Source organism: Streptococcus hillyeri (genome assembly GCF_041081565.1).
Taxonomy (GTDB): Bacteria; Bacillota; Bacilli; order Lactobacillales; family Streptococcaceae; genus Streptococcus; species Streptococcus hillyeri.
On sequence record NZ_CP163513.1, the window covers coordinates 909,926 to 933,308 of the forward strand.

Genomic DNA, 23,383 nt, shown 5'->3' on the forward strand with positions numbered 1-23,383 from the left:
TTTTCCAGAATTTGGAAAAAGCTTCTAAAGTCAAATGTAAAATGATACACTAAAGAAAAAATGAAAGTAGGTAAAGTATGGTAAAAGTAGCAGTATTAGTTGCTCCTGGATTTGAAGAAGGAGAGACATTAACGATTGCAGATATTGTTCGTCGTGCAAATATTGAATGTGATCTAGTTGGAACAGAAGAAAACGTAACTGGTGCACATGATATTACTTTGAAGTGTGACAAAGTGATTGATGATACGCTTTCATCAGAGTATGATATGGTTGTGTTACCGGGAGGAAGACCAGGGGCTGATAACCTTAGAGATAATGAGTTGGTTATTAAAGCAGTTCGAGAAATGGATGAAAATGGTAAATGGGTGGCTGCAATGTGTGCGGCACCGATTGCTCTTGAAAAAGCCGGTATTTTAGAAGGTCGCGACTTTACAGGATACATCGGTTATGGAGAAGTTATCAAAACTGGTAACTTTAAAGAAGATATTGTTGTTGTTGATCGAAACCTTGTAACGAGTCGAGGTCCAGCGACTGCCTATGCGTTTGCCTATGCACTTGTTGATGTACTTGGTGGTGATTCGATTGCAGTTAAAAAACGCATGGTTTATACAAATTCATTTGACGTAGAGGAGGATAAAATTTATGGCTAAAGTAGCAGTATTGATGGCAGAAGGTTATGAAGAAGGGGAAACTCTTACCATTGTTGATATTTTGCGTCGAGCAGAAATTGAAACAGCTACTTTCTCTTTTGGGGAAGAATTTGTAAAAGGAATGCACAACATGTACATTAAAGCTGATAAAGTTTTCAGTGAAGAGGTCTATGATTATGATGTTGTTGTATTACCTGGTGGAAGACCAGGTGGTGCAAATTTATTGGCAAATTCTGATGTTATCAAATTGGTTCAGAAGTTCAATGAAACAGAAGGTAAGTATATTGCCGCCATGTGTTCGGGAACAGTTGTCCTTTCAGAAGCTAAGGTTATTGACGGTAAAAATGTAACAGGCTATACTGGATATGAAGAAAAATTAATTGGTGGGAATTTTAAACACGATGTTGTTGTATTCGACCAAAATATTATCACTAGTCAAGGACCAGCTACTCCATATCCATTCGCTTATAAAATAGTGGAAGTACTTGGTAAAGATACTTCAACTATGAGAGAACGTATGCTATATCATTTTGCTGGTGGTCGTTAGAAAAGGAATAAAATGATTTACGGAAAAATACCTGTTGTATTTTTAGGATTACTAGCTAGCGAGAAGAGTGGTTCCACAAATAGTATTATTGCTTCTTACATACTGGACAACTTAGATGATATGAAGAATATTGGCATTCAACAATTTGCTGAAGAATGTAATGTGTCTAGCTCATCTATTTCTCGTTTTTGTAGAGATATAGGACTAGATAGTTTTTCAGAATTAAAAATGCTCTTGACCCAAGCAAATTTAAAAAAAGGTCCGGAAGCGAGTAATGGAGATTTTGCTGAGAGAAAACGTGCTTATACTGGACAAACAATTGATGGTATTCAGCAGGTTTCAGATTCTCTTTCTGAAAATCTCATCAATGAATTAGTTCGAGATATCTATGACTATAAGGAGGTTGCTGCATTTGGTTTAATGAAAGCAGAAACTGCTGCGGTGATTTTGCAAAGTGACTTACTTATGTATGGAAAAAAGATATTTACTAATATATCATTTAAAGAGCAGATTGATTATTTACTAGAAGCAGATGAAAATAAATTAGTGATATTATTCTCATTTACTGGTTCATTTTTTGATTACACATCGCTTAAACCATTTTTAAAGAAGGCAAGGCATCCTAAAATTTGGATGATAACTGGTGGAAATGTTTGTGCTCCAACTTTTGTGCATAAGTGCATTAGGTTTTCTTCAAAGCAAACTCATTTTGAACATCCCAGTCAGCTTGATTTTGTAGCGACTATCATTGCTCAAGAGTATAATCATCAACTTAACAGATAGTTGTTTTAAATAAAACGAACCCCTAGTAGTCTCAATTGAGATTATTAGGGGTTCGTTTTTAGCCATATTTAGTCTTCAATCACTGTTTCAGCGACTTCAACTTTTTTACCAGATTTAATGATAATATTACCATTTGAACTCATTACAGCTTTGAATTCTTTTTCAGTTGGGTTTTCGAGATAGAAGTCTGTGATGGCATCTTCGATGTGATCTTGAATGGTGCGACGCAGCGGACGTGCCCCCATCTTAGGATCGTAGCCAAGGTCAACCAGTTTTTCTTTGACCTTATCTGTTACAGAAAGGCTGAGACCGTTGTGGCTGAGGCGTTCATTGACACTATCAAGCATGAGGTCAACGATAGAAAGGAGGTTTTCTTTGCTGAGGGCAGAGAATTCGATGATACCGTCAAAGCGATTCATGAATTCTGGGCTGAAGAAGTCTCCAAGTTGTCCAAGAACGGAATTGGTACGGCCTTCTCGAGCAGCACCAAAGCCAACAGAAGCTTCGACTTTACCAGTACCAGCATTTGAGGTCATGATGATAATGGTATCCTTGAAGCTCACCGTACGTCCTTGACCATCTGTGAGGCGACCATCATCAAGGACTTGTAAGAACATGTGCATGACATCTGGGTGAGCTTTTTCAACTTCGTCAAGAAGGATAAGTGAATAAGGGTTACGGCGCACTTTTTCAGTGAGTTGTCCAGCTTCTTCATAACCGACATATCCTGGAGGGGCTCCTACGAGTTTCGCAACGGCATGTTTTTCCATGTATTCAGACATATCAAAGCGAATCATGCTGTCTGCAGAGCCAAAGAGCTCAATTGCTAATTGCTTAGAAAGTTCTGTTTTACCAACCCCAGTTGGTCCGACAAAGAGGAAGCTACCGATTGGACGGTTTGGTGAACCGAGACCAACACGGTTACGGCGAATGGCTTTGGCAATCTTATCAACGGCATCGTCTTGACCGATAACGTGTGATTTCAAATCACTAGCAAGATTGATGAGCTGGCTTTGTTCTTTCTCCTTCAAATCACCGACAGGGATATTGGTTTTTTGCTCAATAATAGCCTCAATGTGTTTTTCAGTGATGACTGGCATATCTTGGTCGGTAATGGTTTGCTGCTGCATTTCTTTGTATTTAGCAATTTGATCACGGAAGTAGGCTGCTTTTTCAAAGTCTTCATCGCGTGTTGCTTGAGCTTTGAGGTTTTCAGCTTCCACAAGACGTTTGTCAATATCTTTAGGATCAACAAAGTTGAGGGTTAAATTCATTTTTGAACCAGCTTCGTCCAAGAGGTCAATTGCCTTATCAGGCAAGAAGCGGTCTTGAATGTAGCGGTTTGATAATTCAGCTGCAGCAACGATAGCATCATCGGTATATTTGACGTGATGGTAGTCCTGATATTTTGGTTGGATACCACGCAAGATGGTGATGGTTTCTTCAACAGAAGGTTCGTCAACTTTGACAGGTTGCATACGGCGTTCAAGTGCAGCATCTTTTTCGATGATACGGTACTCGTTGAGTGTAGTAGCACCAACCATTTGCAATTCCCCGCGAGCAAGGGCTGGTTTCAAGATGTTGCCAGCGTCCATATTGCCATCACCAGCAGAACCAGCACCAACGATTTCATGAATTTCATCGATGAAGAGAATGACATCCTTACGACTGCGGATTTCCTCCATCAATTTTTGCATGCGTTCTTCAAATTGCCCACGGATACCAGTCCCTTGAACGAGGCTAACGACATCAAGGCGAATCACTTGTTTACCTTGAAGTTTTTGTGGCACGTTACCGTCCACGATTTTCTGAGCAAGGCCTTCGACAACGGCTGTTTTACCGACCCCTGGCTCACCGATAAGGACAGGGTTGTTTTTGGTACGACGGTTTAGAATTTCGATCACACGGACAATTTCTTCGTCACGTCCAATAACAGGATCAATGTCTCCGTTTCGTGCAATGTCAGTCACATTCACACCGAATTCCTCAAGAAGGCCTTTTGGCTGCTGAGGCGCTTGTTGGCGTGCACCTTGAGGGCGATTAGGATTCCCACCGCCATTACCTGCTCCGCCATTGCCACCAAAACGTCCAGATTGAGTTTTTGGCGCATTTGGCAAATCAGGATTGAAGGCGCGGAAGTTATTGAGGTCACCAAAGAAATCTTCTAAGAAGGGATTTAGTGAACCTCCGTGTAGGAACATATCAGGTTCCCCAGAACCAGATTTCATGATTTGATAACAATGTTGGCAGAGGTCAACCTTTTTTTGTTGGCCATTAACATTAGTATAGAGATGAATGCTAGATTCATTAAGGTTACAATTTTGACATAGCATAATGAAGTACCAAGTTGAATAGTTTTAGAATCAACTATTCACTTTCCTTTCGTTTGGAAATAAGGAACCAAACTTTGATTAAAGGTCAAATTTGGTCAATGTTTATGATTTCATTATAGCACTCTAAACAAACAATGCAAGTAAAAAGTACGAAAAATTAGCAGTCTTTGATAGAGAGTGCTAAAACTATTATTTTTCCGTTTGAAGCTACTCTGATTCCTTTAGAAAGATCAACAAATTATTACATTTTCTATGAAATTCATTATCTTTTCTTGTTTATTTGTCCGTGTTTATGATAAAATAAGAGAGACGATAAATAGAAATAGGAGTTATTATATATTATGGAATCACATTTGGTAAGAATTATTAATCGCCTTGAAATGATGGCGGCTGATGGAGGCACTTTGAAGCGTAATTTTGAGCGTGACGGTGTCGTTGTAGCAGAAGTATCATTTGCTAACGATCCTGAAAATGGTCCAGTTTTCACATTACGTGATGTTGCGGCGCGTGAGTCTTATACGTTTGATAGCATTGACTTGATTGCGATGGAAATCTACGATTTACTGTACTAATTAACGACGAAACTCTCCTGAATGGGGAGTTTTTTGGTATTGATATCTCAAAAGTATTTTTGTGATGGGAAGGATTAGTATTATCTTGAACTTAGAAATGGGAGAGCGAAGAAAGTCAAGATTATGAAAAATTGGCTTCTGTCCACTCTCAGCCCTATCTTAGAAACTATAGCTAGGCGCGGCAAACAGAAAAGAAGTCCTGTAGAGAATGTTAACGGTGCCTTTAACAGCTCTTTTTCTAACCTCAAAAACTCTTCTAGGATTTTTTGAGCACCTCATATCCTCTCAGGTTAAGTGTTGAAAAACAAGAGCTATGACTAGCCCCAAATGATTTGATAGTATTCTTAATTTTTGCATAATATAGAAATATTTATTAATTTAAGCGAAATTAAATGTAAAATTAAGGTAAAATTTATTGAATTAATATTCAATTTTTGATAAACTATAAAATGTTCATTTTCTAGAATGATTTAGAAAGTAATTTAGGTTTAAAGAAAGGAAATAACGTTTTCGTAGAAGATAGTGCAGATGTTTAGTGATTAAACCTTGTCACTGTTTTCTGGGAAAACGTGGTATGTGTATGGATTTTTCATTTTTGGCTAAATATTGGTCTTATTTTAATTATGGGGCTGTTGTCACAATTATTATTTCAGCCTGTGTGGTTTTCTTTGGGTCGATCATCGGTGTGTTGATTGCTCTTGCGAAGCGTAGCAACATCAAGGTCTTGGATTGGATTGTGTCTTTCTATGTCTGGATTTTCCGTGGGACGCCGATGGTGGTTCAGATTTCCCTTGCTTTTGCCGTGATGCATTTTGGCAACCTGCCAATCATCCCCTTCGGCGTTTTAGACATGGATTTGTCCCGCTTGGTTCCAGGTATCTTGGTCATTTCACTCAATAGCGGAGCTTATATCTCTGAGTCCATCAGGGCAGGGATTGAGTCTGTTTCAAAAGGTCAGCTTGAGGCAGCTTACTCGCTGGGCATCAAACCTTTAAATGCCTATCGTTATGTCATTATGCCACAGGCTCTTAAAAATATCTTACCAGCGCTCGGAAATGAATTTATTACGATCATCAAGGATAGTTCACTCTTGCAAACGATTGGTGTCATGGAGCTTTGGAACGGTGCACAGTCTGTTGAAACAGCGACCTATTTACCATTTGAACCAAAATTATTTGCTGCCTTTTATTATTTGATTTTGACAACAATCTTGTCAGCAATTCTTAAAAAATATGAAAACTCTTTGAATGGAGGAAAGTAACGTGACAGAAAGTATTATTTCGATTAGAGACTTGCATAAATACTTTGGCAAAAATGAGGTCTTAAAAGGCATTGACCTTGATATTGAGCAAGGAGAAGTTGTTGTGATTATTGGACCTTCTGGTTCAGGGAAATCAACCTTTTTGCGCACCATGAATTTACTTGAAGTACCGACCAAAGGGGCGGTAACCTTTGAAGGTGTTGACATTACAGATAAGAAAAATGATATTTTCAAAATGCGTGAAAAAATGGGAATGGTTTTCCAACAATTTAACCTCTTTCCAAATATGACCGTTCTTGAGAACATCATTTTGTCCCCAGTTAAGACAAAAAAAATCAGTAAAGATGTGGCTGAGCAAAAGGCCTACGACCTTCTTGATAAAGTTGGGCTCCGTGATAAGGCTGACGCGATGCCAGCTAGTCTTTCTGGTGGTCAACAGCAACGTATTGCTATTGCACGTGGTTTGGCAATGGATCCAGATGTTTTATTATTTGATGAACCGACCTCTGCGCTTGATCCTGAAATGGTTGGTGAAGTGCTGACAGTTATGCAGGACTTGGCAAAATCAGGGATGACAATGGTTATCGTCACTCATGAAATGGGCTTTGCCCGTGAAGTTGCAGATCGTGTCATTTTCATGGATGGTGGTGTTATTGTAGAACAAGGAAGTCCTGAAGACATTTTTGGAAATCCTCAAGAGGCTCGTACTAAAGATTTTTTGAGCAAGGTATTGTAAGATTATTTATGTGATGACTATATGGCTTCAAGCTAGATTTCTTAGAGCAAAACTAAGAAATTACTAACTATAAGCCATTAAGACAAAGGGCTGAGTTGCAGACAGCTCAAAAGGTCCAAGTGAACTTTTGAGAATCTAGAAATGGGGAAAGCAGACTTTCTCTCAAAAAGTATGGCAAGCTGAAAGTGACGATGTATTACAGTTGATACAATTGACAATACATTGGTGAGTAACGATTTTACGCCCTATTATAAAAACCTCGCAAATCGCGAGGTTTTTTGGTATTAATTTTTTGTTTTCTTCTTATCTATTAAGAATAGGGAGAAGAGGGAGAGGACAGATATGATGGAAATGAATGTGCCAGTTGTCAGCCCCTGTGCTTTAAAGATAAGTTTAATTTTGTGCTCTCCTTGTGTGATTGGGAAGGAAAGGAGACTTCCCCAAGCTTCGGTTGTCTTGACTTCTTTACCATCAACAGTGACTGTCCAGCCCGGATTGTACGGAATGCTGGTCATCATCAATGTACTATCGTCTGTAATGGTGACTGAACCATCAATTTGAGTATTGGTCATTTTATCAACAGTCATACTCTGTGCTAGACGATTTGTCATCACTTGTTGGATAGCCTCGGTATCTGCTCTAACCAAGGAATAATTGGTTAGGTTAATTTCATCTTCAGATGACGTTGAAATCTCAAAAGTGATTTGTTTACCGGCTTCTTGGTGGGCAATTTGCCAGAGTTGAACTTGGTCAAACATTTGAGTGTAGTTGTACCATTGTCCATTGAGCATGATGTTCATTTTGCCCATTGATTTACGAAGAGAGTAAGGCGCTTGGAAGTAATAGGTCCAATTTGTCTGTGGCACAAAGGCAAATGAGATTTTTCCAGGTTTATTTTTATCCAAGCGGCGATAAATCTTTTGCCCATTACTGCTGTCAAGTTCAAGGTTGTCTAGCTTAATGTCATTGAAAGCGGCATGAACAAAGAAATCATAATCTTGCCCTGACATTGATTTGAGGATAATATTTTGATTTGAGACAGGATTGTTAGTCCCAAATTTGATATTATGTGTCACGTCATTTGTTCCGTAAGCTAGGCTAATCACATTCGGATTTTCATAGTACAGGAAGGTATCGTCTTCCTTGATAAGGTTGTAATAGCTTGCAATGTCTTTACGGGCAGATGTTTTACTAAAGAAATGTGATTTAGGATGTTGTTGAACATCTTCATTGGTGTAAGGTTTTCTGGCGACATGGTAGCGAACACCGAAGATGGTGTCAGTCAGAATTGTCCCATTGGTATAGAAAGTTGAAGCATTTCCTCCCATATCGCCCATAGAAGCCATCAAATTGATGGTAGAGCGTTCAAGGCTGGAAGAAAAATTGCTGAGACTGTTGTAGGAACCAAGAACTGGATCGTTTTTTGAGTAGAAAAAGTCTGTTCCAATGCGATAAAAGGGTTGATCTGACAATTCTTCAACGGTATTTCCCAAAGTATCCAATTTAACAGCTAAATCGCTAAACTTATAGGCGTCGGTATAGCCAATTCTTGATTGAGAAATATAGGCGTTTAGTCCAAGCTCAAAAATAGTGATACTAGCTAAGACGAGGCGGCCGATACTTTTGGGTTTATAGGTGTAAAATAGCAGAGCTGACAACCAGGTTAAACCAGTTAAGGTGACTTGTGTCAGTAAATAACCTTGTCTGATAAGGAAGAAACTCCCTACTGTAAATCCAGCACCAAATAAGATGTGAAGAGATTTTTGCCAGAAGTGTGCTTTGCTATTGAACCAATAAGCACAAGAAATAAGGAGAAAGAGTAAGCTAAAGAGTGCTAGCACTGTAAGTGTATTTTTTCCAACCCAGTCGGTCAGAGCAGGTAGTTGCTTATCCTCAAGAAAGGAGAAATCGTGTGTAGCAACATAATAGAGGCTAGCGCTGGCTAGTCCCGCACCAATCAAGGTATCATACCATTTTACTCTGTGACTATTTTTAAGAACCTGATAAGCCAGCAAGACCATGAAAAATGAGAAAATCCAAGAAAAACGATAGAAGAATCCCGCAGGATTTTGCCCCATGTGCCAGATTTTACTGGTAAATTCATGAACAAATGACAGGAAGAAGATGGTTGTGATAAAGCTAAAACCAATTTTCCGTGTCCAATGCACCTGAGCATAACGGAAGAAATAGATGAATCCGAGGAGTGCTAGAGCCCCAACATAAATATTTGGCAAATTAGGTCCAGCTGGCCAAGACTCATTGTCAAAGGCGCCGATGGTTAGTTTGGCTAGAATATCAAGTGGGTTGATTTGTAGCTTCCATTCAAAGAGCATGGGAGCATTGTAAGCTCCTTTACTGCGTAAGAGATTTAGGATAATCGGATAAAGGGTGACAAAGGTTGATGTCGCTGCAAGGACAGAGTAACCAACAACTTTGAAGAGAGGAAAGAAAAACTGCTTTGCTTTTTCTTTGATAGTACCCTGCTCTGCCCATTTTGGTAACATATAAGCAATAGCATAAAGTGCGACAAAAAGGCAAATCATGTAGCCCATATAAAATTGCAAAAGCATTGTAAGAGCAAGGGTTATTGCATATTTAAAGGGTTTGCCACCATCTAACGTTTCTTCCAAATATAGAATAACCAGTGGAAGCATAATCATAGCATCATAAAAGATGGGATTCATCTGATAGGAGACTAGCATACCAGAGAGAGCATAAGAAGCTGCCATGAGAGGCACCAACCAGGTCTGCCCCTGAAGTGCTTGATAGCGTTTGATAAGCAAGTGACTAAAGGTTAGTCCCATGAAGCCGTAGCGTAAGGCAATGGTAATAACGACTGCCCATTTGAATTGACTGAGTGGTAGTAAAATGTAAAAGATGTTAAAGGGACTCATTAGGTAATAACCTAAAACCCCAATCATTTCACCACCAATGGATTTTTCAAAAGAATAGAGAAAGGCAGACCAGTCACCTGTGAGAACCGTTTCTTTAAGATAAGCATAAAATCCGATATATTGCTGACCAAAATCAACAGCCATCAGGCTTTTATTGCCAAAGGGAAAGGCGCCGTTGGCTGCCCAAACAAGGAGCATGATAAGGATGGGCAGACTGAAACTTGCTAGGTAGGTCAGTCCTTTTTGATGTTTGTTTAGGAATTCATTCATTTATCCTTGTCCCTCCTGATTTGCTCTGTCAATATTTGATTTGTTAACGATATAATGAGGACGGCGCTTGACTTCATAATAAATTTTACCAATGTATTCCCCTAAAATTCCGATGGAAATGAGCTGGACACCGCCAAAAAGAATAATGGCTGCAATGGTGGTAAAATAACCACTCACACTAGATTCAGGGTGCAACAGTTGTTTAGCTAATTCCCAAAAAAGGTAGATAAGGGCAAGGCTGGTGGAAGCAGCACCGAGTTGGACACAGAAGCGCAAGGGTTTATCATTAAAGGAGATAATACCCTGCATGGCATAATTGAGCGATTTTCTAAAGCCAAATTTACTTTTACCAGCTTCTCGAACATGATTTGGGTAAGGGATGACTTTTTCTTTGAAGCCAATCCATTCGTAAAGTCCCTTATTAAAGCGATTATATTCAGGGAGTGAGGTAAAGATGTCAACTGCTTTACGGCTGAGTAAGCGAAACTCTGATTTTCCATCCTGTAGTTTGACATCCATGAGATGGTTGGAGAGGCTATAAAAGGCGCGTGCAAATAAAGTTGAGGCAAAGGCCTCTCCAGAACGGTCACGTTGGCCACTGACAATATCATAGCCTTCGTCATAAGCTTTGACAAACTCTGGGATGAGACTAGGTGGGTGCTGGAGGTCACCATCCATGACAAGTACTGCATCACCTGTTGCATAGCGAAAACCAGCTAAAATACCGCCTTCGCGCCCAAAATTACGGCTAAAGCTAACATAGCGAACATGTGTATCCTGCTCCGCCATTTTTTCCATCAATAAAAGCGTCGTATCTGTCGAACCATCATCAATGTAGAGAAGTTCATAGTCTGTGATTTGATGTGGTATCATACATTTTTTCTTCATTTAGAAAGGTAATAAGTACGGTTAATTTCAAAAGTAGAGCTTCCTTTCACGTGTATCACTATTATTTTATCATAAATACATTCTAAACCCTTAAATGAACTGTTTTCCGAACATAATGATATAATGAAGAGAAGGGAGTTTATCATGATAAAACCGATTATTACAGATACTTTTTTTCTTGCGCAGCCATCTTTAGAAGCAACAAAGGATGATTTGCCGTTAGGACAAGATTTGCGCGATACCCTTGCTTTTCACCGTGAGGCTTGTGTGGGCATGGCAGCAAACATGATTGGCGTTAAAAAGCGTGCCATTATTATCAGTATGGGCTTTGTGGACTTGGTGATGTTTAATCCTGTGCTTTTGGAAAAAGCTGGCGCTTATAAGACAGAGGAGTCCTGCTTATCCTTAACTGGCAGCCGCCAGACAACGCGTTACAAAGAGATCACCATTAGCTACCGCGATGAAAAATGGATGGCGAAAACGCTGACGTTGAGAGACTTACCAGCCCAAATTGTACAGCACGAATTAGACCATTTAGAAGGTGTTGTGATTTAACAGCTTGTAATGGAGGAACATGGGGTAAATGAGTATATAGAAAAACTAGTTTCCATGAAGAAACAGGGGAAGAAGAGTTAAAGACACAGGATAATAAGTTGATGTGTTTTTTAATTTTATAGGCAATTGTCAAGTAAAGTCAATTAGTTTTTATTTAGTATTTTTGTTAGCACTTCTCCTAATGTGGTGTGGGGCGCTCAAAAGGTCTGGGAGACCTTTTGAGGTGGGAAATGAAGCTGACGAAGTCAGTGTCAGAACCTCCCCTCCAACGGAGTTCCATTCCTTCTTGGCAAGCCTAGGTCTCATTCGCTCCCAGGTTTCTAAGCTCAGGCTGAAACTGTCCACTGGACAATTTCACCCCCACACACTAAAACTTATTAGTTTTAGTGTGATCACCACTGCGGAAAGTGCTAGTTGTGGCGACTTCGTCGCTCGTAATGATTGCAGAAAATACTAGCAATAAAATATTATAAAACAACCATATATTGAAGAGGAATTCATTGTGACTGAGACATTTTATCTTAAACGAGTTTACTATTTTAAAGCTAAAACACTATACCACCAGAAAGTCGATATAGAAAAAATGATACAATAATACTAATATTGAGTGAAATAAATTAGAATTTAGCTAAATATGAGAGATGATTTAAGATGATAAGTTTAGAATTGATGTCCAAAGAAAATAGTATTGATATCTATTTTTTTGAAAAAGAGAATCAAAAGTATTTTGAGCAGAATTTGCTTCCTAGACCGATTAATTATTTTGATTTATTGAGTTTTAAAGAAATGACAAATGAATTGTTGGTGGAACAAGATAATCACGAAGTTTATATGCACCTTATAAGAGATTTTCAAGGTGTTATTGTTGGAAGAATCAATTTAATTGTTGATGGTAATGATAAAAAAACAGCTGAACTTAGATATAGAATTGGAGAACATTATACTAATTTAGGTTATGCAAGTGAAGCAGTTAAAATTGTTTTAGATAGAGCATTCAATAGTTATGGTTTAAATAAAATTATTGCTGGAACAGCAATAGATAATATTGCCTCTAAGAGAGTGCTTGAGAAGAATGGGTTTATATTTAGTAAAATTATAGAAAATGATTTGCAAATTAATAATAAATGGATTCATACAGAAGTATTTGAGATAACGAATTTGTAGCGTATTACTATGTTGAGGCATGGGACTTATTCTATTGTGAAAAATCATCAAAAATTTGATGAGAACCCTATCTAATGAAGTGTCCGAATCGTAAGAATGGGATTTTTTTGTTATAATAAGTCAGTATCAAATTAGAAAGATTGAGGTATTAGTGATTGTCTCAAGCAACATATATTAACGTTATTGGAGCAGGTCTTGCTGGCTCAGAAGCTGCTTATCAAATTGCCAAGCGTGGTATTCCTGTCAAGCTCTATGAAATGCGTGGGGTCAAACCAACGCCACAACATAAAACAACAAACTTTGCAGAATTGGTCTGCTCAAACTCTTTCCGTGGGGATAGTTTAACCAATGCGGTTGGGCTCTTGAAAGAAGAAATGCGTCGCTTAGATTCAATCATCATGCGTAATGGTGAAGAGCACCGTGTTCCAGCTGGTGGTGCGATGGCGGTGGATCGTGAGGGCTATGCTGAAGCTGTTACAGCGGAAATTGAAAATAACCCTCTGATTGAAGTCATTCGTGGAGAGATTACAGAAATTCCTAATGATGCCATCACAGTCATTGCGACAGGTCCGTTGACTTCAGATGCCCTAGCTGAAAAAATCCATGAATTAAATGGTGGTGATGGTTTCTATTTTTACGATGCCGCAGCACCAATTATTGATAAAGCAACGATTGACATGACAAAGGTTTACCTTAAGTCACGTTATGATAAAGGCGAAGCAGCTTACCTTAACTGTCCGATGACCAAGGAAGAATTTATGGCCTTTCATGAGGCTTTGGTTAATGCAGAAGAAGCTCCGCTTAATTCCTTTGAAAAAGAAAAATACTTTGAAGGTTGTATGCCAATCGAAGTGATGGCTAAACGTGGGATTAAAACCATGCTTTATGGGCCTATGAAACCAGTTGGTTTGGAATACCCAGAAGATTATGAAGGCCCTCGTGACGGTGACTTTAAAACGCCGTACGCAGTCGTTCAACTCCGTCAGGACAATGCAGCCGGTAGCCTTTATAATATCGTTGGTTTCCAAACTCATCTTAAGTGGGGAGAACAAAAACGTGTTTTCCAAATGATTCCAGGTCTTGAAAATGCAGAATTTGTTCGTTATGGTGTCATGCACCGCAACTCTTATATGGATTCGCCAAATCTTTTGACACAAACCTTCCAATCACGCACCAACCCGAATCTCTTCTTTGCGGGGCAAATGACAGGTGTAGAGGGCTATGTGGAGTCAGCAGCTTCTGGCTTAGTCGCTGGAATCAATGCTGCGCGTTTGTTCAAAGGTGAAGAAGAAGTCGTTTTCCCACGCACAACTGCTATCGGAAGTTTGCCATATTATGTGACGCACACAGAGAGCAAACATTTCCAACCGATGAACGTTAACTTTGGTATCATCAAAGAACTTGAAGGACCACGTATTCGTGATAAGAAAGAACGTTACGAAGCGATTGCTGAGCGTGCTTTAGCAGATTTGGAAAGTTATTTGGCTGCATTATAGGATAAGAAAACTCGAGTTGATAAGTCAGCTCGTTTTTTTGTTACCTAATATTTTTATTAAAGCTAACAGGGTAATTTCTAAATAAGATAGAAATAAATAGAGAGTGCCAATACAAAATAAGAACAATAATGGTAATATTAAAAACTCTTAAAATGATTTTAGATGAATATTTTTTGTTCATTTAGGTACTTTTTGAACAATCAGTTTTCCATTATGAAAAGTGCTAGAAGATTGCTGTGATTATTTAAAAATGGAATAATGACAAGACTTTTTGAAATTTCTTTTTCGTTTACCTTCCCATAGTTATGGTTATAAAAATAACAAATATAAGTTTTAAAAGATGTTTTATTCTTAAAATACAAAAAAATATACAATAAATAAACTTTTGTGAATTTACAGAAAAGTGTTGATTTTTCAAAAAATATTTGTTTTAATAATGTGTATGACAGGTTTGTCAATAAAAAATCATTTAGGAGTAGTAGATTTATGGAAAAAAGACAACGTTTTTCACTACGGAAATATAAAATTGGTGCGGTATCTGTTCTTTTAGGTGCAGTTTTTTTGTTTTCTGGTGTAAGTGCGGCAGCAGATACGCAAGGAGCCTCTGCTGAAACAACCAGTGTACCAGCAGTAGTTACTGAGTCATCTGAGGATTCTCTTGTTAGTATTACGGAAGTTTCAAATACTCCAGTTAGAGATGAGGCTACTCAGGATGTAGCAATTGAAGCTCCAGTAGTTTCCACCAATGAAGAGACAGATATAGTTGTTGCGGACACAGCTCCAAGCGCTCCAGTAAAACCTTCAGTGGCAGACCAAGAAGTAGAAAGTGTATCTAAAACAGTTTCAAACCAGCCAGAAACACCAAAAGAGATAGACTCATCAGAGTTGGATGCCAAGGCGGTTTCAGAAAGTGTGAGGAAAATTGGTGAGGAGACACCACAAAATAATGACAGTAATACCATTATTACAGTGCCAAAAGTCTGGGATACAGGTTATAAAGGTGAGGGAATGGTTGTTGCAATCATTGACTCAGGGCTTGATGTCGATCATGATGTCCTTCGGATTACTGACCCAACTAAGGCTAAATACCAATCTAAAGAACAATTAGAAGCAGCTAAAAAAGCAGCAGGTATTGATTATGGTCAATGGTATAATGATAAGGTTATTTTTGGTTATAACTACGTTGATGTCAATACGGTTTTGAAAGAAAAAACAAAGGATTCGCATGGGATGCATGTGACAGGTATTGCAGCGGGTAACCCAAGCAAACAAGATAATGGTGAATTTATCTATGGAGTCGCACCTGAGGCACAGGTCATGTTTATGCGCGTCTTTTCTGACTTACATTCACAGACAGGACCAGCTCTTTATGTTAAAGCAATCAATGATGCGGTTGCTTTAGGGGCAGACAGTATTAACCTTAGTCTTGGAGCGCCAAATGGATCTATGGCGGATACTGAAGAAAGTCTTATCGCAGCTATTGAACGTGCTCGCCAAGCAGGTATCTCAGTTGTTATAGCAGCTGGAAATGATGGGGCATTTGGTTCAGGACATGCCAATCCGCTGGCTACCAATCCAGATTATGGTTTAGTTGATAACCCATCAACGGCCAAACATGCGATATCAGTAGCTTCTTATAATAACACAACCCTTATGAATAAAGTGGTTAGTATCATTGGTCTTGAAAATGATGAGAAACTTAACCATGGGCTGTCTACTTATACAAAACCAGATCTTGGTCCTATTGATTTTGAACAAGGGAAAGCTTACGACTACGCTTATATTGGTTTAGGAACAAAAGAAGAGTTATCAGGTGAATTTGCCAATGTAGATTTGAATGGAAAATTGGCTCTGATCAAACGCGGTTCTATTACGTTTACAGAAAAAATTGCTAATGCTCAGGCCCGTGGAGCGATTGGTGTGGTTGTGTTTAACCATACAGCTGGTGAGAATAATTTAAACATGTCTTTGGAGGCAGAAGGAAAAGGCATACCATCTATTTTCATTCCATTTGAGTTTGGTGAAGCGCTTCGTTCTAATCAATATAAAATTCAATTTAACAATGCTAAAGATAAATCGGATAATCCACAAGCTGAATTGATGTCAGACTTTACAAGTTGGGGCTTGTCAGCTGATGGTGAATTAAAACCAGATTTATCAGCACCAGGTGGCTCTATCTATTCTTCTGTTAATGATGGCGATTATGATATGATGAGCGGTACCAGCATGGCTACCCCTCATGTGGCAGGAGCAGTAACTCTTGTTAAACAGTATTTGCTTAAAACTTATCCAGATAAATCACCGTCTGAAATTGAAGCCCTTGTTAAACATCTTATGATGAGTACGGCTAAAGCACATTTGAATGAAGAAACAAATGCCTACACCTCACCACGCCAACAAGGAGCAGGGATTTTGGACACTGCTGCTGCTATTTCAACAGGCTTGTACTTGACTGGAAGTGATAACTATGGAAGTATTTCACTAGGAAATGTTGGAGATGTTGTAGACTTCAAGGTAACACTTCATAATATTACTAATGAGGATAAGACGCTCCGCTATGTTACTAACGTCAATACAGATACTGTGAAAGAGGGACATATTACCTTACTTCCTAGAGAACTAGAAACCCTTGTAGGTGAGACGGTAACGGTTAAAGCAAATTCTTCAACGACGGTAAACGTTGCAATTGATGCGACTGCTTATCGTGAGGAACTTTTAAAAGAAATGCCAAATGGTTATTATTTGGAAGGATTTGTTCGTTTCCTTGATGTTGCTGATAGTGGAGAAGTGGTCAGCATTCCCTATGTTGGTTTTAGAGGAGAATTCCAAAATCTTGATGTCGTCGAAACACCGATTTATGATTTAGTTGTTGATGGAAAAGGTGGCTTTTACTTCGTTGCGGATAGCGACAAAGTTGTTCCGACAGATGAAAATTATACTTCGCTTGTTACTGGGGAAACAGAACATATTTATGCGACATCTGAAACCAGTGATATGGTAATCAAGGCCTTAGGAACTTTCAAGGATGATAATGGTAAGTTTGTCCTTACGCTAGATACTAATGGCAAACCTCACTTGGCTATTTCGCCAAATAAAGATGGCAATCAAGAATCTCTTGCCTTTAAAGGTGTATTTCTACGAAACTACAATGATTTAGTAGCAAATGTGTATGCTGCTGATGATACAGAACGTTTGACTCCATTATGGACAAGTGAGGCTGTCTCTGGTAATAAAAACTTCTTTAGCGGTAATCCTAAACACCCTAAATCAAGCATTGTTTACTCTTCTGAATGGGATGGTACAGACAATTCAGGGGCAGACTTAGCTGATGGACGTTATGTTTATGTTTTAACTTATACGTCAGCAGTCGTAGGTGCTGAACCGCAAACCATGAGTTTTGATGTGATTGTTGACCGTCAAAAACCTGTTGTTACAACAGCAAAATATGATGAAGCCAATAAGACGTTTACGCCACGTGCAGCAGTAGATGCTGGAGAATCAGGTGTTTTCCGTGATAGGGTATTCTACCTTAAAACAGATGAACATGGTTTGAAAAACTGGATTGATGTCTCAGAAACTGGGAAAGTTACCATTGGTGATAATAAGGTTTATGTCGCTAAAAATGCAGATGGTTCCTTTACATTACCACTTGATCAAGCCGATATTGCAGATTTCTATTATACCGTTGAAGATTATGCAGGAAATGTGAGCTGGGCTAAAGTTCAAGATTTAATCAAAGTGGGGAATGATAGTGGTATTGTCACTGTGAACATTCTTGACAAGGATACTAACTCTGAAGCCTATGTAAACTTTTCATACTCAGTCAAAGATGCTAACGGAAAAACAGTTGCTGATATTGCTCGTTATGGTGATAATGCTAATAAACTGATTTTACCATTCGGTACTTACACATTTGATTTGTTCCTTTATGATAAAGATTGGTCTACATTGGCAGGTGAAACAACAGTTACTGTTAATATCTCAGAAGAGAAAAGCTTGGCTGATGTGAATTTCTATGTCAATAGCCTATCAAAATCTCAAGTTTTGATTGATATTGATAAAGCATTGCCAGATGGAACAACTGTAACCTTAATCAATGGAGCAGGTGGACGAACAGAATTGCCAAATGCTAAGTATTCACCTACTGATTACGGACGTCTTGTGACGACAGGTGAATACGATATTGAGATTGCTCTTCCTGAGGGCTATGAGTTCTTGGAGGAATTGAAAGTAACAGTCGTAGATGGTGTGAGAACTGTTAAAACATTAACTCTAATCAATAAAAATCCATTAAAAGAAGCGGTAGACTCACAAGGAGATGTTTCAAAATTGCCGGTTTACTACAATGCAAGTTTAGAAACGATTCAATCTTATGAGGCAGCATTGGCTAAGGCACAAGAAGCTTTAGAAGGAAAACTTCCTCAATCAGATATTGATGCAATTCAAGAGGAGCTTGTGAAAGCTCGAGCAGCCCTTGATGGTAAAGAGACTGATTTTGCAACACTTCAATCAGAAGTAGAGCAACAAACGACAGTAGAAGCAACAGTCGCCTACAGTAATGGTAGTGAAGAAACTCAATCAGCCTACGCTGCAGCTGTTCGTGCAGCACAATTAGTCTTGGCAAATCCAAAAGCTAGCCAAAAAGAAGTAGACGAAGCACTTGCAGCTCTAGTATCAGCGAAAAACGAATTGGATGGTAAAGAGACTGATAAAGTTGCGCTTAGAAATCGTATTTCAAAAGCTACTGTCTTACAAAAAACATCAGCGAAATATCAAAATGCAAATGATAAGGTCAAAGCAGATTATGACACAGCCTTAGCAACAGCAGAGCTTATAATGGCAGATGAGAGTGCGACACAAGCAGAAGTTGATGCAGCTCTTGAAGCCTTAATAGCTTCTGAAGTAGCCCTTGATGGTGTAGAATCAGCACCAACGACTATTGTAGCTTCAGGTACAATAACGACAGGTATTTCAGATGTTAAACCATTAGCACCACCGACCCCTCTGGTAATAGGAAGTGAAAAATCTGCTGTACCAGAAGTCGTTTCAGCAACTGTGACACGAAAGGATACCTCTCAAAAACCAATTGTCGTAGCAGTAGCAGAGAAATCACTCCCTGCTACTGGTGAAAATGATTCAAACCTCTACCTTCTCTTTGCAAGCTTAAACCTAATGTTAGGATTTGTTTTATTGGCTAAGAAAGAGAAAGAATAGATTAAAGTATTAATGTTTTTCAACGTTAATGCAATCTTCAAATAAAAAAAGCTTAAAATCACAGCTTTGTAAGCCTGTTGATTTTAAGCTTTTTATTGTGTCATAATGTTTAATAGAGTGATAGGGAAGGCATTCAAACCTTGCTTCCTTCGCTAGCGAATATTATTACTGGTCAGGATTTCGAGATCTTTTGTGATAATAAGACCTTCGATACCAGGGGTGTGATTGATGATTTGGAGAGTGGTGGCAGTTGGAAGTCCAAAAAGTCTAGTTGTCCAAATTTCACAATCTAAGGATGATTTGGCAACGATGGTAAGGCTTGCCATGTCAGTTTCGATAGGGTAACCTGTTTTTCGATCAAAAATGTGATGGTAATGCTTGTCTCCAATTGTCAGAACACGCTCATAGACACCAGATGTCACGACCGAAGCGTTTTGAATCGGAAGGATAGTGGCCTGATTTCCTCTTGGCTTATCAGGGTGCTGGATGCCGACATACCATAAGTGATTGTCACGGTTCGGATTTGGTCCGTGGACAAGTAGGTTGCCTCCTAGGTTGACCATAGCAGAGCTGGCACCTGCTTTTACCAGATAATCCATAACTTTATCTGCGATATAACCTTTAGCTAGGGCACCAAGGTCGATTTTCATGCCCTTTTTGGCAAGAAAGACGGTCTGTTTTTCGGGATTGAGAATGATTTGTTTAGGGTCTGTTAAAGCTAATTTGTCAGAAATATCTGACGCTGAAGGCAATTTAGCATCAGAAAAACCAATTCGCCAAGTTTGCACGAGTGGTCCGATAGCGATGTTCAGATTACTTTGGTCTGCGCAGCTATGTTTTTTACCGATAGCAATCAGTTCAAACAGTTCTGGGTGAACTGAGACAGGCTCAATGCCAGCTTTGCTATTGACCAGAGAAAGCTCGGAAGTGACATCGTTGGCGGAAAAACGGTTGTTGTAGAGGTGAAGCAAGTTCTCAGCTTCGTCGAGGAGATGGCTACTATTTGGGGCGACAACAAGAAGGTCGATGGTTGTGCCCATGAGTTTGAGTTGACGAGTATTTTGCATAGTAAAACTTGAAAAAACTAAGCAAATGTGCTTAGTTTTTCTTTTTCATCTCTCCGTGCGGGTAGTAAGTGCCCTCAGGCATGTCGTTAATAAAGACATGAATAGCTTCCTTAGGAGCTTTAGCGATACGAGAAACGACCTCAGTCACTTCGCGGGCCAATTCAATTTTTTGCTCTTCTGTACGACCTTCAAATAAATCAATTTTTACAAATGGCATAATATTCTCCTTGTGTTTTTTCTTGCTATTATTTTATCACAAAATTAAAAATCCTGCTTCACTTAGATGAAATTGAAGTAGGATTTAACTGTCTTTATCGTTAACAAAACAAATGACTTCATTTGGAGTGCATGCCAAAATGGTACAGAGTTTTTCCAAAGTCAATAGAGTAATATTTTTGTTCTTTTTAAGGCTATCTAGTGTTTTATTATCAATGCCTGATTTGAGAAGTTTGTATTGGGAAATCCCTTTCTTCTCCATTGTCTTCCAGAGTGGTTCAAAACTTATAATGGCTATCAACTCCTTTGAATACAATTATAAGTTTAAAAATTTGTTTATCATATTGTGTATATATCCACAATGTGATATAGTAATGTTAATAATTAAGAATGGAGACGACCAAAATGGCAATATTTAAAGGTAAAACAGTAAATGAAGCTACTGAACAAGCGTTAAAAGAATTACAAGTTGATAAACAGAATGTTGATATCAATGTACTTCAGGAACCTAGTAAAGGAATATTTGGTGTTTTTGAGAAAGAGGCTGAAATTGAAGTAATCGTTTTAAGCGATGATGAAATTATGAGACGGGCTAAGAAGAAAAAAAGAGAGAAATTATTGTATATTGCTGGTTGTTCAGGCTTAGCTCTAATAACTATTCTAGGAATATTTTTTGCTCCACAAAATGATGAGTCAACAGAAACTGATATTAAAACGCCAGCAAGTTCTAAAGATTTAGTGGGCGAAAACTATAAAACAGTTGTAAGTAAATTAGAAGCTGCAGGATTTTCAAACGTAAAAACTCAAAAGTTAGATGATTTGATTGTTGGGTTGCTTACCAAAGATGGAGAAGTAGAGACGGTATTGATTGGTAGTGATGATGACTTTGCTAAAGGTGAACGTTTTGATAAAGATATTAAAATTATTGTAAGTTACCATACGTTTGCCGAAAAAGAAACAACAACTGTAACGAGCTCGGAGATGGTAACTCAAACACCAAGAACGACTGAAATCGTAGAGCAAACTAAGAAAGACCAGGTACTGACTTTAGAAAATAATGCAGAATTTGCAGCTATTTTAAATTCGGATAATGGGGAATTAGCAAAACAATTTTCTGAAAAATATATGGGATTAATGGTAGAATTTGATGGTCATATTATGAATATCATGCCTCATGACAACTATAAAACAAGGTACGATATTTTGATTTTTGGTGGAGATTACAGTGGTACTGATTCGACCAGCTATCATGGTGTAAATTTACAATTTTTTGATGTGGCAACGGTCGCTGAGGCGTTTGATAGTCTTGATGGCTTGTCAGTTGGTCAAAATTTGCACATTAAGGCAAGAGTGATAGAATATAATGAAGTTTCAGGGGTGTTAAGATTAGAACCAGTGCTAGTTACTGCACGGTAAAGTCACTATCGTTATTCCAAGAAAATAAAACCTCAAACAGCTTAATGTTTCTTATTTTAAGTTGTTTTTATCCAGTAAATAATTGCTTTTACCTTTACATTATTTTATACTGAATACAATAATTAAAATGGAGTTTGCCTATGAAACGCTTTATTTGTGCTCTTTTTATTGCGGTATTTTCTTTTGCATCAGTTATTTATCTTTTTTCAGAAAGTGTTTGGTCAGGTCCTATCTTATTGACAATATCATTTTTTGCTATTATTTACAGCTTAGTGGGTCTGTCTAAACGTAGTAAAGTTTTTAAAGAGGTCATATCATTTTTTGTTGAACTCTTACTTTCTTGGCCATAATCTTATCGTAATAACAAGCTTTTTCGGCTTGTTTTTTCTATTTGGATTGTTGTGTCCTCGTCTCTCTGTGATATAATACTCCTATGACTAAACTAATTGTAATTGCTGGGCCGACAGCAGTTGGAAAGACGGCTCTTGGGATTAAACTGGCGCAAAACTTTAATGGAGAGATTATTTCAGGCGATAGCCAGCAGGTTTATCGTGACCTTAATATTGGTACGGCTAAGGCTAGTTTGGAGGAGCAAGCTGCTGCTGTTCACCATTTGATTGATGTTCGTGATGTGACAGAGACTTACTCGGCCTTTGATTTTGTGGCGGAGGCTAGGGCTGCGATTGAGGATATTTCTAGCCGTGGCAAACTCCCTATCATTGTTGGCGGTACAGGTCTTTATCTTCAAAGCCTTCTTGAGGGCTATCATTTGGGCGGAGAGGTTGACCAAGAGGCCGTTCTGGCTTATCGTACGGAGCTTGATGCTTTTTCTGATGAGGTTTTATTTGGGAAAATAGCAGAGCTGGGGCTTGAGATTCCTCAGTTAAACCGCAGGCGTGCTATTCGTGCGCTTGAATTAGCACGATTTACAGATCACCTCGAAAACCAAGAAACAGACTATGATGCCCTGCTTTTATGCCTAACAGATGACAGACAAGTCCTCTATGACCGTATCAATGGGCGTGTGGATAAGATGGTAGAGCAAGGGCTTTTGGATGAGGCTAGGTGGCTCTATGATAATTATCCGAATGCTCAAGCTGCGCGTGGTATTGGGTATAAGGAGCTTTTTCCCTATTTTGCAGATGAGCAATCACTGGACGAAGCGGTTGACAAGCTCAAGCAAAACACACGTCGCTTTGCGAAACGTCAGTTGACCTGGTTCAGAAACCGTATGGAGATGACCTTTTGTGAAGTTGGATCTAGTGATTTTGAGGCGAAGGTTAAGCAGCAGATTTCTGAATTTTTAAAAGGGGAAAAATGA

The 23,383-nt window shown here is 38.7% G+C and carries 18 protein-coding genes and 1 pseudogene; 13 read left to right on the forward strand and 6 right to left on the reverse strand.

Features of this window, described 5'->3' with window-relative positions; translation table 11 throughout:
• Positions 1–77 precede the first annotated feature (77 nt).
• Genes AB6M99_RS04315 through AB6M99_RS04325 form a run of 3 tightly spaced genes read left to right on the forward strand, consistent with a single transcriptional unit; the run spans position 78 to position 1,980 of the window.
• Complete coding sequence (locus AB6M99_RS04315) at positions 78–650, forward strand: DJ-1 family glyoxalase III (RefSeq protein WP_121834373.1); 573 nt, start codon at positions 78–80, stop codon at positions 648–650.
• Complete coding sequence (locus AB6M99_RS04320; RefSeq protein ID WP_121834374.1) at positions 643–1,197, forward strand: DJ-1 family glyoxalase III; 555 nt, start codon at positions 643–645, stop codon at positions 1,195–1,197. The genes AB6M99_RS04315 and AB6M99_RS04320 overlap by 8 nt, the downstream gene beginning before the upstream one ends.
• A gap of 12 nt (positions 1,198–1,209) precedes the next feature.
• Positions 1,210–1,980 (forward strand): MurR/RpiR family transcriptional regulator, encoded by a 771-nt coding sequence (locus AB6M99_RS04325; RefSeq protein ID WP_121834375.1) that lies wholly within the window; start codon positions 1,210–1,212, stop codon positions 1,978–1,980.
• A 68-nt stretch (positions 1,981–2,048) separates the two neighbouring features.
• Here the strand turns inward: AB6M99_RS04325 and AB6M99_RS04330 are convergent, their stop codons facing one another.
• Entirely contained in the window at positions 2,049–4,313 is a 2,265-nt protein-coding gene (locus tag AB6M99_RS04330; RefSeq protein ID WP_121834376.1) for an ATP-dependent Clp protease ATP-binding subunit, read from the reverse strand.
• Between the two features lie 341 nt (positions 4,314–4,654).
• On the opposite strand from AB6M99_RS04330, the gene AB6M99_RS04335 reads away from it, so the two are divergent.
• The 3 genes from AB6M99_RS04335 (at position 4,655) to AB6M99_RS04345 (ending at position 6,882) form a co-directional block, all read left to right on the forward strand.
• Positions 4,655–4,885: a DUF1797 family protein gene (locus AB6M99_RS04335; RefSeq protein WP_121834377.1), complete on the forward strand. Its 231-nt coding sequence runs from the start codon at positions 4,655–4,657 to the stop codon at positions 4,883–4,885.
• Between the two features lie 580 nt (positions 4,886–5,465).
• Positions 5,466–6,146, forward strand: coding sequence for an amino acid ABC transporter permease (locus AB6M99_RS04340; RefSeq protein ID WP_121834378.1), 681 nt, complete (start codon positions 5,466–5,468; stop codon positions 6,144–6,146).
• Between the two features lies 1 nt (position 6,147).
• Positions 6,148–6,882 (forward strand): amino acid ABC transporter ATP-binding protein, encoded by a 735-nt coding sequence (locus AB6M99_RS04345; protein WP_121834379.1) that lies wholly within the window; start codon positions 6,148–6,150, stop codon positions 6,880–6,882.
• 284 nt (positions 6,883–7,166) lie between these two features.
• On the opposite strand, the gene AB6M99_RS04350 is transcribed toward AB6M99_RS04345, so the two are convergent.
• Entirely contained in the window at positions 7,167–10,046 is a 2,880-nt protein-coding gene (locus AB6M99_RS04350) for a YfhO family protein (protein ID WP_121834380.1), read from the reverse strand.
• Positions 10,047–10,965: pseudogene (locus tag AB6M99_RS04355) on the reverse strand (glycosyltransferase family 2 protein). It lies immediately after the preceding gene.
• 113 nt (positions 10,966–11,078) lie between these two features.
• Here AB6M99_RS04355 and AB6M99_RS04360 point away from each other — a divergent pair.
• The 4 genes from AB6M99_RS04360 (at position 11,079) to AB6M99_RS04375 (ending at position 19,363) form a co-directional block, all read left to right on the forward strand.
• Positions 11,079–11,489 carry a peptide deformylase gene (locus AB6M99_RS04360; RefSeq protein WP_121834382.1) on the forward strand — a complete coding sequence of 137 codons (411 nt, stop codon included), beginning with the start codon at positions 11,079–11,081 and terminating at the stop codon, positions 11,487–11,489.
• Between the two features lie 651 nt (positions 11,490–12,140).
• Positions 12,141–12,653 (forward strand): GNAT family N-acetyltransferase, encoded by a 513-nt coding sequence (locus AB6M99_RS04365; protein WP_121834383.1) that lies wholly within the window; start codon positions 12,141–12,143, stop codon positions 12,651–12,653.
• Positions 12,654–12,808: 155 nt separating this feature from the next.
• Complete coding sequence (gene trmFO, locus AB6M99_RS04370) at positions 12,809–14,149, forward strand: methylenetetrahydrofolate--tRNA-(uracil(54)-C(5))-methyltransferase (FADH(2)-oxidizing) TrmFO (protein ID WP_369351130.1); 1,341 nt, start codon at positions 12,809–12,811, stop codon at positions 14,147–14,149.
• Between the two features lie 486 nt (positions 14,150–14,635).
• Positions 14,636–19,363 (forward strand): S8 family serine peptidase, encoded by a 4,728-nt coding sequence (locus AB6M99_RS04375; RefSeq protein ID WP_121834385.1) that lies wholly within the window; start codon positions 14,636–14,638, stop codon positions 19,361–19,363.
• Between the two features lie 152 nt (positions 19,364–19,515).
• Here AB6M99_RS04375 and AB6M99_RS04380 read toward each other — a convergent pair whose 3' ends face one another.
• The 3 genes from AB6M99_RS04380 to AB6M99_RS04390 form a co-directional block, all read right to left on the reverse strand.
• Positions 19,516–20,430, reverse strand: a complete 915-nt coding sequence (locus AB6M99_RS04380) for an FAD:protein FMN transferase (RefSeq protein WP_121834386.1) — start codon at positions 20,428–20,430, stop codon at positions 19,516–19,518.
• A gap of 31 nt (positions 20,431–20,461) precedes the next feature.
• Positions 20,462–20,647 carry a 4-oxalocrotonate tautomerase gene (locus tag AB6M99_RS04385; RefSeq protein ID WP_018364737.1) on the reverse strand — a complete coding sequence of 62 codons (186 nt, stop codon included), beginning with the start codon at positions 20,645–20,647 and terminating at the stop codon, positions 20,462–20,464.
• Between the two features lie 84 nt (positions 20,648–20,731).
• Entirely contained in the window at positions 20,732–20,908 is a 177-nt protein-coding gene (locus AB6M99_RS04390) for a helix-turn-helix transcriptional regulator (RefSeq protein ID WP_183121626.1), read from the reverse strand.
• 143 nt (positions 20,909–21,051) lie between these two features.
• Here AB6M99_RS04390 and AB6M99_RS04395 point away from each other — a divergent pair, with 143 nt between their 5' ends.
• The 3 genes from AB6M99_RS04395 to miaA all read left to right on the forward strand — a co-directional run bounded on the left by AB6M99_RS04395 (position 21,052) and on the right by miaA (position 23,383).
• A complete protein-coding gene (locus AB6M99_RS04395; RefSeq protein ID WP_183121627.1) occupies positions 21,052–22,062 on the forward strand; it encodes a DUF4839 domain-containing protein in 1,011 nt (336 codons plus the stop codon).
• A gap of 140 nt (positions 22,063–22,202) precedes the next feature.
• Positions 22,203–22,412, forward strand: coding sequence for a hypothetical protein (locus AB6M99_RS04400; RefSeq protein ID WP_121834388.1), 210 nt, complete (start codon positions 22,203–22,205; stop codon positions 22,410–22,412).
• 83 nt (positions 22,413–22,495) lie between these two features.
• On the forward strand, positions 22,496–23,383 hold the full coding sequence (miaA, locus tag AB6M99_RS04405; RefSeq protein ID WP_369351131.1) for a tRNA (adenosine(37)-N6)-dimethylallyltransferase MiaA: 888 nt from the start codon (positions 22,496–22,498) through the stop codon (positions 23,381–23,383).

What these genes read in the sequence shown, in the direction of transcription:
- AB6M99_RS04315 (WP_121834373.1), top strand. Translation starts at nt 78, where the DNA reads ATGGTAAAAGTAGCAGTATTAGTTGCTCCTGGATTTGAAGAAGGAGAG.
- AB6M99_RS04320 (WP_121834374.1), top strand. Translation starts at nt 643, where the DNA reads ATGGCTAAAGTAGCAGTATTGATGGCAGAAGGTTATGAAGAAGGGGAA.
- AB6M99_RS04325 (WP_121834375.1), top strand. Translation starts at nt 1,210, where the DNA reads ATGATTTACGGAAAAATACCTGTTGTATTTTTAGGATTACTAGCTAGC.
- AB6M99_RS04330 (WP_121834376.1), bottom strand. Translation starts at nt 4,313, where the DNA reads ATGCTATGTCAAAATTGTAACCTTAATGAATCTAGCATTCATCTCTAT.
- AB6M99_RS04335 (WP_121834377.1), top strand. Translation starts at nt 4,655, where the DNA reads ATGGAATCACATTTGGTAAGAATTATTAATCGCCTTGAAATGATGGCG.
- AB6M99_RS04340 (WP_121834378.1), top strand. Translation starts at nt 5,466, where the DNA reads ATGGATTTTTCATTTTTGGCTAAATATTGGTCTTATTTTAATTATGGG.
- AB6M99_RS04350 (WP_121834380.1), bottom strand. Translation starts at nt 10,046, where the DNA reads ATGAATGAATTCCTAAACAAACATCAAAAAGGACTGACCTACCTAGCA.
- AB6M99_RS04360 (WP_121834382.1), top strand. Translation starts at nt 11,079, where the DNA reads ATGATAAAACCGATTATTACAGATACTTTTTTTCTTGCGCAGCCATCT.
- AB6M99_RS04365 (WP_121834383.1), top strand. Translation starts at nt 12,141, where the DNA reads ATGATAAGTTTAGAATTGATGTCCAAAGAAAATAGTATTGATATCTAT.
- AB6M99_RS04375 (WP_121834385.1), top strand. Translation starts at nt 14,636, where the DNA reads ATGGAAAAAAGACAACGTTTTTCACTACGGAAATATAAAATTGGTGCG.
- AB6M99_RS04380 (WP_121834386.1), bottom strand. Translation starts at nt 20,430, where the DNA reads ATGCAAAATACTCGTCAACTCAAACTCATGGGCACAACCATCGACCTT.
- AB6M99_RS04385 (WP_018364737.1), bottom strand. Translation starts at nt 20,647, where the DNA reads ATGCCATTTGTAAAAATTGATTTATTTGAAGGTCGTACAGAAGAGCAA.
- AB6M99_RS04390 (WP_183121626.1), bottom strand. Translation starts at nt 20,908, where the DNA reads ATGGAGAAGAAAGGGATTTCCCAATACAAACTTCTCAAATCAGGCATT.
- AB6M99_RS04395 (WP_183121627.1), top strand. Translation starts at nt 21,052, where the DNA reads ATGGCAATATTTAAAGGTAAAACAGTAAATGAAGCTACTGAACAAGCG.
- AB6M99_RS04400 (WP_121834388.1), top strand. Translation starts at nt 22,203, where the DNA reads ATGAAACGCTTTATTTGTGCTCTTTTTATTGCGGTATTTTCTTTTGCA.
- miaA (WP_369351131.1), top strand. Translation starts at nt 22,496, where the DNA reads ATGACTAAACTAATTGTAATTGCTGGGCCGACAGCAGTTGGAAAGACG.